This is a genomic window from Massilia sp. WG5, from assembly GCF_001412595.2.
In the GTDB taxonomy this organism is placed as follows: domain Bacteria; phylum Pseudomonadota; class Gammaproteobacteria; order Burkholderiales; family Burkholderiaceae_D; genus Telluria.
Window position 1 is genome coordinate 5,665,726 of sequence record NZ_CP012640.2, and the last position, 14,116, is coordinate 5,679,841.

The window sequence follows — 14,116 nt, forward strand, 5'->3', positions numbered from 1 at the left end:
GCCGTGCACAGTGTGCGTCACCTAACGGTGCATACCCGGCCGCTTCGATATGATGGAGGCGTTGAGTGAGGACGCCAGCGATCGAACGCAAGCCTCCAACCATCTCAACAGGTCAGCCGGTCGCCTCGAGGATCGGCACCAGATTCCACGCCAATTGGGAAGCGGAGGTAGTTCATGTCGACGCCAATGACGAGCCATCCACCGAAGCACCTCGTGCGCGAGTACCTCGAGCGCCGCACGAAGGAAAGCGCACCGCCGCCGACACCGGAAGAAATCCGGCGCCAGCTCGGTTGGGGCATGCTGATGCACTCGGCCGATGACGACAAGATGGGCTCGTCCCGCTCCTGACCCAGGCACCAACCCCAGCATCAGGAGAACGCCATGACCAAGAAAATCGGCAGCAAGCACATCGCCCAGCACCGCGGCAAGAAGGAACGCGCGGAGATCCGCAAGACCAATATCGCCCGCGAAGCGGTCAAGCAGGCCATTGCCAAGGCCAAGTACCGCAACCAGCAGAAGGGCCAGCCGACCATGGTGATGGCATCGCCGACTCCCTGATCCCGGTGCAGTCCACCTGAGTTCGCCTCATGCAGGCCCGCCCCGGCAACGCGGCGGGCCTTTTCACGTCCGCCGTTCACCGGCCTGGCGCCGCCGTTCGCCGAAAAGCGCTTCCTCCTCCCGGCCGTCCTCGTATATCTTGTCGTCATTCCAACGAGGAGGACTCAATGAACAGCGAAGCATCCTATCACCTGAGGCGCCAGGTCCTGTGGGGCCTGCTGCTGATCGGGATCGGCGTGGCGTTCCTGCTGGACCAGTTCGGCATCTACGAGGTCGACCGCCTGTGGCACTATGCGCCGCTGCTGCTGGTCGTGGCCGGCATCAACCAGACCATCGGCTATCCGAGCGCGCGCGAGTTCGTGAATGGTCTGTGGACCGTCTTCATCGGCCTGTGGCTGTTCGCCGTGTTCGAGGGCTTGTGGGGACTGAACTGGTTCAACAGCTGGCCGCTGTTCATCATCGTCGGCGGCATCGGCATGGCGGTGAAGCCGATCGCCGAACGCCGCTTCGGCAGCAAGGGTGACCGCCATGGCCAATGAAGACACCCGCGCGGATTGCCGCACCGGCGCGCGCGCAGGCAGCCAGATCGTGATCGGCCTGCTGGTGGTGGCCTTCGGCGTACTGTTCCTGCTCGATAACCTGAACATCATCTACCTGCGCCACGTGATCTTCTTCTGGCCGCTGGCCTTCGTCGCCTCGGGCCTGGTGGCCCTGTGCAGCGACGGGCCGCGCAGCGGGCGCATCACCGGCATCGTGCTGATCGCGATCGGCCTGTCGATGACCATGAACCGGCTCGGCTACCACTTCATCAGCTGGCGCACCTTCTGGCCGCTGGTGATGATCGGCCTGGGCGGATTGATCCTGTACCGCACGCTCGGCGGCGCACGCGTGGCCCGTCCGTCGCTGGCCAAGGACGGCGTGAGCGCGGAGAACCTGGTCGACATCACCGCCATCCTGGGGGGCTTCGAGCGCCGCGTCAGCGCGCCCGACTTCCGCGGCGGCGAGATCACCGCGATCATGGGTGGCTGCGCGCTCGACCTGCGCGAAGCATCGCTCACGACCGAGGCCGTGATCAACGTCTTCGCGATCTGGGGCGGGATCACGATCAAGGTGCCGCCCGACTGGACCGTCATCCTGAACGGCAGCCCGGTGATGGGCGGCTTCACGGAGAAGACCGCGCGCCCACCCGACAACCGCAAGCGCCTGGTGGTCACCGGCTACGCCATCATGGGCGGCGTCGAAGTGCGCAACTGAAGGCGGGCGGCCGATGCAAGGCGTGTCGAGGTGGTATGCGGCGTTGCTCTACCTGCTCGCCTGGCTGATGCTGGGCCTGGCGACCGCCGCGCTGCTGGCGGCCGGCGGCGCGGGCTGGGGCGCCAGCCTGCTGTTCGCGGTGCCGCTGGCGATCGTGTACGCGAACGCCACCGCGTTCTCGGCCTATTACGTGTGCCGCGCCTACCCGATCCGGCAGAAGCATCCGGCCGCGATCGTCGGCGGGGTTGGCATCACGGCGGCCTGCGCGGCGGCGCTGTGGTGCGCGATCGGCTCGGCCTGGGCCAGCCTGCTGCGCGCGCTTGCGCCCGAAGGGGAAGTGTTCGAGCTGGACGCGGCGCGGCTGGCGACCATGTTCGCGCTGGGCGTGATCCTGTACGGGCTGGCGGCCGCGGTCAACTACCTGCTGATCGAAGCCGAGCGCGTGCGCCAGCTCGAAACCCGCGAGCTGGAGACCCGATTGATGGCCCAGGACGCCGAACTGCGCATGCTGCGCACCCAGGTCGATCCGCACTTCCTGTTCAACAGCCTGAATTCGATCAGCGCCCTGACCTCGATCGACCCCGGCGCGGCGCGCGCGATGACCCTGCGCCTGGCCGGCTTCTTCCGCCAGAGCCTGGGCCTGCATGCCGACCGCAAGGTCACCCTCGGCCGGGAGCTGGACCTGGTGCGGGACTTCCTCGCCATCGAGCAGGTGCGCTTCGGCGAGCGCCTGCGTTTCGAGGCCGAGGTGGGGCCCGGGGCGGCCGCCTGCCTGCTGCCGCCGATGCTGCTGCAGCCCCTGGTCGAGAACGCCGTCAAGCATGGGGTCGGCCAGATGATCGGGCCGGGCCTGGTGCGCCTGTCAGCGCTGCGCGCCGGCTCGCTGCTGCGCATCCGCGTCGAGAACGACGTCGATCCGGACACGCCGCCTGCCGGGGGCGCGGGTGCGGGACTCGGCCTGGAGAACGTGCGCCGGCGCCTGGCGGCAGCCTACGGCCACGAGGCCAGCGCGCACTGGGGCAGGGAAGGCGCAAAATTCCGGGTCGAGCTGGCGCTGCCGGCCGAACCAACCGACGTCGAACTGGAGGCTTGAGAACATGCGGGTGATCATCGTGGATGACGAAGCATTGGCGCGGGCAGTGCTGCGCGAGTACCTGGAAGCGCATCCGGGTGTCGAGATCGTCGGCGAATGCGCGAACGGCTTCGAGGCCGTCAAGGCGATCGCCGAGCTGGCGCCGGACCTGGTATTCCTCGACATCCAGATGCCGAAACTGGACGGCTTCGAGGTGGTCGAGCTGGCCGGGGCAGGTGGAAGCAAAGGCATCCAGTACGTGTTCGTGACCGCCTACGACCAGTTCGCGCTGCGCGCCTTCGAGGTGCATGCGCTCGACTACCTGCTCAAGCCCTTCTCGCGCGAGCGCCTCGAGCAGGCGCTGGCGCACGCGCGCGAGCGCATCGGGCGTCCGCAGCCAGGGACCGCCGTCTCGCCGGCGCTGGCGGCGGCGCAGGAGGCCGCGCAGCGCCGCGCGCCGCTGACCCGCATCCTGATCCGCGACGGCGCGCGCGTGCAGGTGATCCCGGCCGCCGGCATCGACTACATCGAAGCCCAGGACGATTACGTGCAGGTGGTCGCCGACGGAAAAGCATGGCTGAAGAGCCAGCGCCTGTCGGAACTCGAGGAGCAGCTCGACCCCGGCACCTTCCTGCGCGTGCACCGCTCCTACATCGTCAGCCTGGCGGCGATCGAACGCATCGAGCCGGCCGGCAGGGACAGCCATTGCGCGGTACTGCGCGGCGGTGCTCGGATTCCGGTCAGCCGCAGCGGCTACCAGAAGCTCAGGGAGCTGATGAAGTAGGACGTGCTTCGACGTGCCACCAGCGCGGCAGCAGTCCCAGCACCTCGGGCCGCGCGAAGCGGTCGTCGATCAGCCAGACCGTGCCCTGGTCCTGCTCGGTGCGGATCACGCGCCCGGCCGCCTGCACGACCTTCTGCAGGCCGGGATACAGATAGGCGTAGTCGTAGCCGGCGCCGAACATGACCTGCAGGCGTTCGCGCAGCTGCTCGTTGACCGGATTCACCTGCGGCAGGCCGAGGGTGGCGACGAAGGCGCCGATCAGGCGCGCACCGGGCAGGTCGATGCCTTCGCCGAAAGCCCCGCCCAGCACGGCAAAGCCGATTCCTTTACTGTCGGCGGCAAACCGGTCGAGGAACGCGGACCGTTCGGCCTCGCTCATGCGGCGCGACTGGCGCCAGGCCGGGATCTCCGGATGGCGCTGGGCCATGGTGTCAGCCACTTTTTCCAGATAGTCGAAACTGCTGAAGAAGGCCAGGTAGTTGCCGGGCGCGTCTGCGTACTGCTGCGCCATCAGGTCGGCGATCGGCGCCAGCGAAGCCTGCCGGTGCTGGTAGCGCGTCGAAATCCCGCGCGCGACTTCGACCTTCAACTGGCTGGCGACGAAAGGCGAGTCGACGTCGATCCAGGCCGTGTCCTCGGGCATGCCGAGCAGGTCGGCGAAATAATGCCAGGGGCTGAGCGTGGCCGAGAACAGCGTGGTCGAATGCGCGAGTGCGAAGCGCGGCTTCAGGAACGGCGCGGGAACCAGGTTGCGGATCGCCAGGATCGTGTCCCTTTCGTCCGCACGCGTGAGGTCGAACATCGAATGCTCGCCGAAGGATTCCGCCAGGCGCTGGAACTGCAGGGCGTCGAAATAGAACTCCTGCAGGGCCGGGTCCATCCCTTCGGGGACGGCCGCCATGTGCTCGGTGATGGCGCTGGTGGCGTTCTGCAGGCTGTCGAGCAGTTTTTGCGGAATCGCGTCCAGTACCTGGTAGGGAAGAGGCGCGGTCTTGCCGGCGTCGGTCCATGCGCGACCGACCTTTTCCAGCGGCTTCTGGACGGCGGGCGGGGCCACCGCGCGGGCGGCGCGCAGGCTCGCCCTTGCCAGCGTCGCGCTGTACATGCCGCGTGCGCGCGACACCAGGTTGTGGGCCTCGTCGGCCAGCACGCTGACGCGCCAGCCGCGTTCCAGCGCCAGCGCGTACAGCATCGCGCCGCTGTCGAACCAGTAGTTGTAGTCGCCCACCACCATGTCGCTCCAGCGCGCCATCTCGCTGCCCAGGTAGTAGGGGCAGACATCGTGGGCCAGGCCGATCGTGCGCAGGGTGTCGCGGTCCAGCAGCGGGGCGTCCAGCGCTGCGGCGCGCGCGGCCGGCAGGCGGTCGTAGAAGCCGCGCGCCAGCGGGCAGGACTCGCCGTGGCAGGCCTTGTCGGGATGCTCGCAGGCCTTGTCGCGCGCGGTCAGTTCCAGTACCCGCAAGGGAATCGTGCCGCCGGCCTTCAGGGTCGCCGCGGCATCCAGCGCGAGCTGGCGTCCCGGGGTCTTCGCGGCCAGGAACACCAGCTTGTCGAGGTTTTCCTTCGGCGCCGCCTTCAGCGCCGGGAACATCGTGCCGAGCGTTTTGCCGATGCCGGTCGGGGCCTGGGCCAGCAGGCAGCGCTTGCCGGCATTGGCGCGGAACACGGCTTCGGCGAGCTGGCGCTGGCCCGGGCGGAAGTCGGCGTGCGGAAAGCGCATGCCGGTCAGGGCCTGGTTGCGGGTTTCGCGGTGGCGCATCTCCTGTTCGGCCCAGGCGATGAAGCGGCCGCAGTGGTCTTCGAAGATCGCCTTCAGCTCGGCGCGCGAACGGGTCTCGCGCAGCACCGTCTCCTGCTGGCTGCCGATGTCGAAGTAGACCAGGGCCAGGTTGACCTCCTGCACGTCGAGCTGCTCGCACATCAGGTGGCCATAGATGCGCAACTGGGCCCAGTGCAGGTGGCGGTGGTTGTCGGGGATGCTGGAGAACTGGCCGCGGAAGGTCTTCACTTCCTCGATCAGGTTCTGGTCCGGGTCGTAGCCGTCGGCGCGGCCGCGCACGTGCAGCAGGCCGTAGTCGCCTTCGAGCGTGACTTCGGAGCGGTAATGCTCGCCGCGCCGCGCCGCCACCACGGCATGGCCGGCGATGCCTTCCAGTGCGGTGGGCGAGGGCGTGAAGCGCAGGTCGAGGTCGCCCTGCTTGGCGGTGAACTCGCACAGCGCCCTGACGGCGACGGTGTACATCAGGCGGCCTGCTCCCACTGCAGGTAGCACACCGTCACCGGCATGCCGTGCTCGGCGCAGTAGTCGATCCAGCGCAGCTGGTTGTCCTGCAGGCGGTCGCCGGGGCCCTTCACCTCGATCATGTCGTAGCGCTTTTCAAGCGGGAAGAACTGGATCAGGTCGGGGAAGCCGGTGCGGTTGTCCTTCACGTCCTGCAGGATGCGCAGGAACCACAGCTTCAGGTGGTCGGCCGGGATGCAGGCAAGGGCCAGTTCGAGGATGCCGCGGTCCAGCCAGTCCCAGGCCACGAAGGGCGACTGGATCCCGGCCTTTTTGTCCCAGATCCCCAGGATTGCCTCGACGTGGCTGCCGTCGTCCAGGCGCGCGAGGCAGGCCTCGAACTCGCGCGCGCGGCGCTGCTGGAAGTCGGGACTGTACAGGTCCGCCGGGCCGCGGTGGAAGGGGTGGAAGAAGGCGCCGGGAATGGCCGCGAACACGGCCGGCCAGCACAGCAGGCCGAACAGGGTGTTGGCGAGGGCATTCTCGACGTAGTAGACCGGGGCCTCGTCGCGATGCAGGTGGCCGAGCACGACGCCTTCGACGCGCCATTCGCCGCCTGGTATGGGCAGGTTCAGGTCGAGCCGCGCGGCCGGCGCGGCGCGCTTCGCCTTCGTCTTCGCGTGGCCAAGCTTGCGCGCCAGGCGCGGACCGATGCGCAGCAGGTGCTGACGTTCGGCTTCGCTTTCCGGCGCCTGTTCGGCTTCGCAGAACAGGGCATAAGCCTGGTCGAATTTCTCGTCCTTTTCGAGCACCCGCATGGCGCGCGAGCGCGCGCCGGGGAAGCGGCACCCGGCATACACGGCATGCGCGGCTTCCCAGTGCTTGTCCTTCTCGAGCCGCTGGCCGATGCGGAACAGGAGCTTTTCGCGGCGGCTGTCCAGCCAGTCGTTGCCGAAGCTGTGGCGCGGCAGATCGCCCAGCACCGCCTGTATTTCCTCGTGCAGTTCCTCCGACCCCGGCTCCAGCGCATCGAAACGTTCGCGGCAGGCGTGCAGCTGCAGGTAGTGCTCGATGTCCTGGCGCGAACGGAAACCGCGCGAGGCTTCCGAGAATTCGACCTGCTCGTAGCGGAACAGGCCCAGGTCGGACAGCACGAATTCGGTCCAGTCCTGGTGCAGGTTACCGAAGAAGATCAGGCGCAGGCGGTCGCACAAGGGCTTGCTCCGAATCGCAAACACGGTGTCGGCGCAGCCCTCGTACCACTGCGAGAAGGGGCGTGGCTCGCGGTGCTGCTCGCGCAGCGCTTCCAGCTGATCGGGCTTGCGCGCAGATTTCAGCGGTCCCGACAGGGCAAACGCCTCGAGAATCTCGGGCTTGACCAACAGGTCGAACAATTCGTCGATCGCGAGCGTCGGGTCGGACACGATCCAGCCGGTCGGCAGCAGTTCCTGCGCCGCGGCCAGCGGGCAGCCGATCTCGGGATAATTCAGTTTGCTGGCGCGGAACAAGCTGCCCTTGCGCATCACCATGCGAACGAACAGGGCTTGCGAAGGACGGGACAGGCGGGCGAAAGCGTCGATGAAGGACCGCTCCTCGTCGTCGAGCAGGTCGGCGTAGCGCTGGGCAATCCAGTCCAGGACGCGCTGGAAATTATCCAGATAATAAAACTCGTTTTCCAGAACCCTGATCATCTTGCACCATACTGTGTCTATATACAGTATAGCGGCGCGGCATCACTTTACCCAGCGGTTCCGAGGCTTTTTTACGACGGCGTGGCTTTTTGCCAAGAACCCGTCTCAAGGCTTGCGCGCCGCTTCTTCCGCTTCCTGGCGGGCGTTGGCGTGCTGGATGATGGCCGAGATCAGGGCGACGTCGGTGTCGACCGCTTCCGGCCCCGTCTTCGGCGCCGCCTTCGAAGACGCGGCCGCGCGCCGGTTGCGCGCCTCTGCATGGGCCAGCGGCTTTGCGCGGGCCGCTGCGGCCGGCGGGACGTCTTTGGGCGTGACGGCATGCGCGGCCAGGCGCTGCGGTTCGTGCGCTGCCTCGTGCGGCGTGATGCGGCCGGTGCGCTGCTGCGGGAGCGGAGGTGGCGGCGCAGCCGGTCGGGCAGCCGGCGCGGGCGCGACGTCGACGATGGTGGCGCCGGCGGCCGGTAGCGCATCGGGCGCGGCATCGGTCGCCGCTTCCGGCTGGGCAAGGGAAGCGGAAGCGGCCGCGGTCCCGGCCGTGCGCTTGTCGGCAGGCGCCCCGGCCAGCGCGGTGTTGCCCGAGCCGGCGGCGCCGGAATCGCGCGCCAGCCAGGCCAGCGCGCCTACCATGGCGCAGACCAGCACACCGGCGGCCCCGTACCACGGCGCGCGCGGTTTGCGCCGCAATCCGCGCAGCAGGCGCTGCGCTAGTCCTCCGGCCTCGTGGCGGTCGAGCATGGCGAGGATATGGATCTCGTTCGCGGTCCGGCGCGTCGAGGACATCAAGTTCGGACGCCGCGAGCTGGATTGATCTTCGTCTGAAGGGCGCACCGTGTACCTCCTAAGATTGGACATTCGTTCCAATTAGAAACAAACCGGAGAAACGGATGCTGATCTTCCTCGCCCTTTTGTACTTTTGCCTGGCTTGCAGCCTCATCTGGCTAGCCTGTTTTCCCGCCGGCCGGGTGACGGTCCTGCAACTCCTGGGTGGCCTGCAGCGGCGCCTGCAGCTGCGCGCGGACGGCTGGCGGGAAGCCGTCGGGGCGAGGCTGCGCGGGGCGGGGCCGGATCTGCGCTGGCGCTGGCGGCTGCAGTGGCAGGAACGGCGTGCCTGGCTGCGCAAGCGCCGCGCCTACCTCGCCGTCTGCCTGCCGCTGGTGCTGGCGCCGCCCCTGATCGCGCTGCTGCTGCGGCGGCCCGATATGCTCCCCGGCTACGAGCCGAGCGACACCGTGGTCGACGCCCAGGTCGCGGCCCTGCTCAAGGGCGAGCAACTGGTGCCGCCGGCCTCGCTGCCGCCGGTCGCCTTCACCAGCCGCGAAGTGGAGCTGGTGCGGCCGATGCTGGTCGACGCCAGCCGCAACTGGGGCCTGATGCACCCCGATTTCTCCCAGCGCCTGCTGCTGGCCTTCCGCATCATGAAGGAGAAATATGGCTACGAGATGGCGCTGCTGGAAGGCTACCGCAGTCCGGCGCGCCAGGACATGCTGGCGAAGATGGGCTCGGCGGTGACGAATGCGCGCGCCTTCCAGAGCTGGCACCAGTACGGGCTGGCGGCCGATTGCGCGTTCTTGCGCGACGGCAAACTGGTGATCTCCGAAAAAGACCCGTGGGCGATGCGCGGCTACCAGCTGTACGGCGAAGTCGCGGAATCGTTGGGTCTGACCTGGGGCGGGCGCTGGGCCATGATGGACCTCGGCCATACCGAGCTGCGCCTGCGCGGGGTGATGCGGCGCTGAGGAGATTGTTCAAACTCAACAATCTGCGCGGAAATAGTGCCAACATTCCCTGTGGCATTCATTCAACCCTCTGAACCGAACCCACTATGGCCCGACTCTGGCAGTTCCTCACCAACCGCCGCGTAATGGCCGTGATCGGCATCCTTGCGCTCGCCGGCTTCCTGTTCCTCGGCGCGGAATCGCTCGAGGTGGCGGCCATCTGGGCCGTGCTGGCGGGCCTGCTCCTGCTGGCCGCCTGGGGCGCGTGGTGGCTGGCGCGCAGCTGGCTGCGCAAGCGTGCGGCGGCCCGCCTCACCGAGGCCATCGTCGCCGAGGCCGACACGCCCCAGCGCAACGATGCGCAAGTCCTGCGCAAGGGCATGCTCGAAGCGATCAACACCATCAAGACCTCGAAGCTGGGACTGACGCGCGGCGCCCAGGCCCTCTACGAGCTGCCTTGGTACATGATCATCGGGAACCCCGCGGCGGGCAAGAGCAGCGCCATCAAGCACTCGGGCCTGACCTTTCCCATCCCCGGCAGCAAGGCCGTGCAGGGCGTGGGCGGCACCCGTAACTGCGACTGGTTCTTCACCACCGACGGCATCCTGCTCGACACGGCCGGCCGCTACTCGGTGTACGAGGCCGACCGCGCCGAGTGGTTCAGCTTCCTCGACCTCCTGAGGCGGCACCGCCGGCGCGCGCCGATCAACGGCATCATCATCGCGGTCAGCGTGGCCGAGCTGGCGGGCGGCTCGCCGGACGCCTCGATCGAGCTGGCCAAGAGCCTGCGCACGCGGGTCCAGGAACTGACCGAGCGCCTCGGCGTGCACGCGCCGGTCTACGTGGTGTTTACCAAGGCCGACCTGATCGCCGGCTTTTCCGACTTCTTCCACGATTGCGACCGCGGCGAGCGCGAACGGGTCTGGGGTGCGACCCAGCGCTACAACCGGCGCAGCAGCCCGCAGGACGTGCTGACCTTCTTCGACCAGCATTTCGACGAACTGTACGACGGCCTGAAGGAGATGAGCCTGGCGACCATGGCCGGCAACCGCAGCGCCGCGATGCGCCCCGGCGTGTTCACCTTCCCGCTCGAATTCGCCTCGCTCAAGCCGCAGCTGCGCGCCTTCCTCGCCACCCTGTTCGAAGAGAACACCTGGCAGTTCAAGCCGGTGATGCGCGGCTTCTACTTCACCAGCGCGCTGCAGGAAGGCCTGGTCGAGAACCTGTCCTCGCGCCGCGTCGCCAGCCGCTTCGACCTGGAGCTGAAGGCCGGAGAGCAGAAAGGCGGCCAGCAGGAAGAGCAGTCCGGCTTCTTCCTGCTCGAGCTGTTCCGCAAGGTGATCTTCGCTGACAAGGACCTGGTCAAGCGCTACACCAGCCCGGCCGCGACGCGCCTGAAATACGCAGCCTTCTTCGCCGCCACCGTGCTGCTCGGCTGCGCGCTGGGCGGCTGGAGCTGGTCGACCATGGGCAACCGCCAGTTGGTGGCCAGGGTCCAGGCCGACCTCGACAAGGTGATGAAGCTGCAGGCCCGCGCCAACGGCCTGCAGTCGCGCCTGGAGGCGCTGGACATCCTGCAGGACCGTATCGAACAGCTCGACAAATACCGCGAGGACCGGCCCTGGGCGCTGTCCTTCGGCCTGTACCAGGGCGAGGCGCTGGAACGCAAGCTGCGCGACGAGTACTTCGGCGGGGTGCGCGAGGTGATGGTGCTGCCGGTTGCGGCCGCCCTGGAGTCGCTGCTGGCGGAGATGAACGCCAATGCCTCCCAGCTCGACCCGAACGCGCAGGCGGCGCCTGGCGCCAAGCCGGGCCAGCCCTACCAGGACGTCTCGGCCACCAATGTCGGCGACGCCTACAACGCGCTGAAGACCTATCTCATGCTGGCCGATAAAAGCCATGCCGAGCCCGGTCACCTGAACGACCAGTTGACCCGCTACTGGCGCGTGTGGCTGCAGGCTAACCGCGGGAGCATGCCGAAGGAACAGATGATCCGCAGCGCCGAGCGCCTGATGACTTTCCACCTGGCCCACATCCAGGACCAGGCCTGGCCGCAGATCACGCCCAAGCTCAGCCTGCTGGACACCGCGCGCGAAAACCTGCGCCGCGTGGTGCGCGGCACGCCGGCGCGCGAGCGCGTCTACGCCGATATCCGCACCCGCGCCGCGACACGCTTCCCGGCAGTGACGGTGGCGCGCATCGTCGGCGAGCAGGACCAGGCGCTGGTGGTCGGCAGCCATGCGGTGCCCGGCGCCTTCACCCGCGACGCCTGGGAAAAGTTCGTGATCGGCGCTATCCGCGAAGCCTCGAACCGCGAGCTGCAGAGCACCGACTGGGTGCTGAAGACGGTGGCGAAGGACGACCTGACCCTCGAAGGCAGCCCGGAACAGATCCAGAAAACCCTGATCGACCTGTATAAAGCCGACTATGCGAAGGAGTGGGCCAAGTTCGTGCAGGGCGTGACGATCGCCGACCTGAACGGCTTCGAAGCCAGTGTGCAGGCCATGAACCGCCTCGGCGATCCACAGACCTCGCCGCTGGCCAAGGTGCTCAAGACCGTCTACGACGAGACCTCCTGGGACGACCCCGGCCGGGCGCGCGTGAACCAGGCGAAGCTCAAGCGCGGGGTGCTGGCCTGGTTCCGCGAAGTCGTGCTGCGCCAGGCGCCCAGCGATGCGCGCCAGCTGGCGGACGCCATGGGCCCCTCGCTTGCACCGGCGGCCGGCGCGGGACCCGCCGGCAGCGTCGCCGCCGGTCCGGTCGGCCGCGAATTCGCCGGTGTGGCGCGCCTGGTCGGCGTGAAGGAGAAGGACGCGTCGCTGATGACCGGCTACCTGGACGCGCTGTCGAAGCTGCGTTCGCGCCTGAACCAGCTGAAGAACCAGGGCGACCCTGGCCCCGGCGCCAAGCAGCTGATGCAGCAGACCCTGGAAGGCAACGGCTCGGAACTGGCCGACGCCCTCAAGTATGTCGACGAGCAGATGCTGACCGGGATGACGGACGCCCAGAAGCAGATGCTGCGGCCGCTGCTGGTGCGGCCGCTGGTGCAGACCTTCGCGATGATCGTGCTGCCGTCCGAATCCGAGATCAACAAGACCTGGCAGGCCCAGGTCGTCGAACCCTTCCAGAAGACCCTGGCCGGCAAGTATCCGTTCTCGCCGGGCGCCCAGATGCAGGCGGCGCCGGGCGAGATCGGCCAGGTGTTCGGGCCCGAGGGCGCGGTCGCCAAGTTCGTGTCCACCACCATGGGGCCGCTGGTGGTGCGGCGCGGCGACGTGCTGTCCAGCCGCACCTGGGCCGACATCGGCGTGACCCTGGCGCCGCAGGTGGTGAGCGGCTTCCCCGGCTGGGTGGCGCCGCTCTCCAGCAACGGCGTGGCCACCGGCAGCGGTCCGCAGACCGTGTTCCAGCTGCTGCCGATGACCGCGCCCGGCATCACCGAATACACGATCGAGATCGATGGCCAGCAGCTGCGCTACCGGAATACGCCCCCTAGCTGGGTGAACATGGTACATCCCGGGCCACAGGGCGCCAACGGGGCCAGGGTCAGCGCTGTTACCTTTGATGGCCGCACCGTCGAACTGTTCAACGAACCGGGCGAGCAAGGTCTGGCCAGGCTGATCGCCGTTGCTACCAGGAAGAAACTGGAGCCTGGCGTGGCCGAGCTGCGCTGGACCTCTGGCAGCACGACGGTGGGAGTCACGCTGAAGCTGGTCAGCAGCCCCAGCAGCACCGGCGACGCCCAGGCCGGCCGCGGATTCAATGGCCTGCGCCTGCCCGATACCGTGGTCGGCCATGGCGCGCCCGCGACGGGCGGCCCGCAGCTGGCGGGAGCCGCGCAATGACGCGCGCACCCGTCTCGAACCGGATCGGCTACTTCGGCAAGATCCCGGCGCGCAGCGACTTCGTCAAGGTCGCCGACGACCAGCCGGTGCTGGGCATGCTGGACGACTGGCTGGCCCAGGTCATGACCCGGCTGCCTAACGACGCCCGCTGGAAGCTGTACTACGACGCCTCGCCGCCGGTCAGCTTCGCCTTCGTCGGGCCGAGCCGCCGGCATGCGGTCGCCGGTCACCTGGTGGCCAGCCACGACCGCTCCGGACGCCGCTTCCCCTTCCTGATGATGCGCACCGTCGAGGTGCCCGATCCGGCCGCCTTCGTCTCGCGCTGTCCGCTGGCCTTCGGCCCGCTGTGGGATTTCCTGGCCTCGATGGCGCCGCGAGTGCTGGAGACCGGCGACCCCGGCCCGCACCTGCATGCGATCGCCGATGCGGCGGTCGGCCTCGGCGAATACGAGGCCCAGCTCGACGACTACCTCGCCGTATCGACCGTCAGTTCGCTGTCGGAGGACCTGGCGCTGGCGGCGAACCGCCTGATCCTCGGCCTCGGGCTGCTGCTGCAGCCGGTCATGCACAGCCGCCCGGCGTCCCTGCACAAAAGCCTGGTGCTGCCGCTGCCGCAGGACGCGGCCGCGCGCTGCCGGGTGGCCGCGTTCTGGCTGGAGCTGGTCACGCCCTTCATCCGCCGCACTGCCTTCGACCTGGTGCTGTTCGTGACCACGGTGGCCGAGCGGCCGGTGCTGGTGATCGGCTTCGGCGGCGCCGCCGCCGAGACCCTGCACGGGATCGTCGACCCGCTGGCCGGCCGCGAGCAGCAGGTACAGATGGTCGACGACGGCTGGATCGACGAGCAGCTCGGCATCGACATCGACGTGCGCGCGCTGGCCAGCTACCTCGAGCAGCCGATGCTGCCGCTGCGCCTGGCGCGCGAACTGTTCCTCAAGACTTTCATCGGAGCCGCCACGTGAACCCGAGATCGAAA

The 14,116-nt window shown here is 68.2% G+C and carries 12 protein-coding genes; 9 read left to right on the forward strand and 3 right to left on the reverse strand.

What is annotated here, in order from left to right; all coding sequences use genetic code 11:
- The first annotated feature begins 186 nt into the window (after positions 1-186).
- The 6 genes from AM586_RS28680 (at position 187) to AM586_RS25265 (ending at position 3,668) form a co-directional block, all read left to right on the forward strand.
- Positions 187-348, forward strand: a complete 162-nt coding sequence (locus tag AM586_RS28680; RefSeq protein ID WP_204116201.1) for a hypothetical protein — start codon at positions 187-189, stop codon at positions 346-348.
- Between the two features lie 33 nt (positions 349-381).
- Positions 382-558 carry a hypothetical protein gene (locus AM586_RS28685; protein ID WP_197416372.1) on the forward strand — a complete coding sequence of 59 codons (177 nt, stop codon included), beginning with the start codon at positions 382-384 and terminating at the stop codon, positions 556-558.
- Between the two features lie 167 nt (positions 559-725).
- Entirely contained in the window at positions 726-1,097 is a 372-nt protein-coding gene (locus AM586_RS25250) for a LiaI-LiaF-like domain-containing protein (RefSeq protein ID WP_047822262.1), read from the forward strand.
- Positions 1,087-1,812: a LiaI-LiaF-like domain-containing protein gene (locus tag AM586_RS25255; protein WP_047822264.1), complete on the forward strand. Its 726-nt coding sequence runs from the start codon at positions 1,087-1,089 to the stop codon at positions 1,810-1,812. The genes AM586_RS25250 and AM586_RS25255 overlap by 11 nt, the downstream gene beginning before the upstream one ends.
- Positions 1,813-1,825: 13 nt before the next feature.
- On the forward strand, positions 1,826-2,905 hold the full coding sequence (locus tag AM586_RS25260) for a sensor histidine kinase (protein WP_047822266.1): 1,080 nt from the start codon (positions 1,826-1,828) through the stop codon (positions 2,903-2,905).
- 4 nt (positions 2,906-2,909) lie between these two features.
- Positions 2,910-3,668: a LytTR family DNA-binding domain-containing protein gene (locus tag AM586_RS25265; RefSeq protein WP_047822269.1), complete on the forward strand. Its 759-nt coding sequence runs from the start codon at positions 2,910-2,912 to the stop codon at positions 3,666-3,668.
- Here AM586_RS25265 and AM586_RS25270 read toward each other — a convergent pair.
- The 3 genes from AM586_RS25270 to AM586_RS25280 all read right to left on the reverse strand — a co-directional run bounded on the left by AM586_RS25270 (position 3,649) and on the right by AM586_RS25280 (position 8,408).
- Positions 3,649-5,910: an ATP-dependent DNA helicase gene (locus AM586_RS25270; RefSeq protein WP_047822271.1), complete on the reverse strand. Its 2,262-nt coding sequence runs from the start codon at positions 5,908-5,910 to the stop codon at positions 3,649-3,651. The two genes, AM586_RS25265 and AM586_RS25270, sit on opposite strands and share 20 nt — an antisense overlap.
- Positions 5,910-7,580: a VRR-NUC domain-containing protein gene (locus tag AM586_RS25275; protein WP_047822272.1), complete on the reverse strand. Its 1,671-nt coding sequence runs from the start codon at positions 7,578-7,580 to the stop codon at positions 5,910-5,912. Before AM586_RS25275 ends, AM586_RS25270 begins: the two co-directional genes overlap by 1 nt.
- Before the next feature lie 105 nt (positions 7,581-7,685).
- Positions 7,686-8,408: a hypothetical protein gene (locus AM586_RS25280; RefSeq protein WP_156328094.1), complete on the reverse strand. Its 723-nt coding sequence runs from the start codon at positions 8,406-8,408 to the stop codon at positions 7,686-7,688.
- Positions 8,409-8,464: 56 nt separating this feature from the next.
- Between AM586_RS25280 and AM586_RS25285 the strand changes: the two genes are divergently transcribed.
- The 3 genes from AM586_RS25285 to tagF all read left to right on the forward strand — a co-directional run bounded on the left by AM586_RS25285 (position 8,465) and on the right by tagF (position 14,102).
- Positions 8,465-9,316, forward strand: a complete 852-nt coding sequence (locus AM586_RS25285) for a M15 family metallopeptidase (RefSeq protein WP_082439541.1) — start codon at positions 8,465-8,467, stop codon at positions 9,314-9,316.
- Positions 9,317-9,402: 86 nt separating this feature from the next.
- Positions 9,403-13,140: a type VI secretion system membrane subunit TssM gene (gene tssM, locus AM586_RS25290; RefSeq protein ID WP_047822276.1), complete on the forward strand. Its 3,738-nt coding sequence runs from the start codon at positions 9,403-9,405 to the stop codon at positions 13,138-13,140.
- Positions 13,137-14,102 carry a type VI secretion system-associated protein TagF gene (tagF, locus tag AM586_RS25295; protein WP_047822278.1) on the forward strand — a complete coding sequence of 322 codons (966 nt, stop codon included), beginning with the start codon at positions 13,137-13,139 and terminating at the stop codon, positions 14,100-14,102. The genes tssM and tagF overlap by 4 nt, the downstream gene beginning before the upstream one ends.
- The last annotated feature ends 14 nt before the right edge of the window (positions 14,103-14,116 follow it).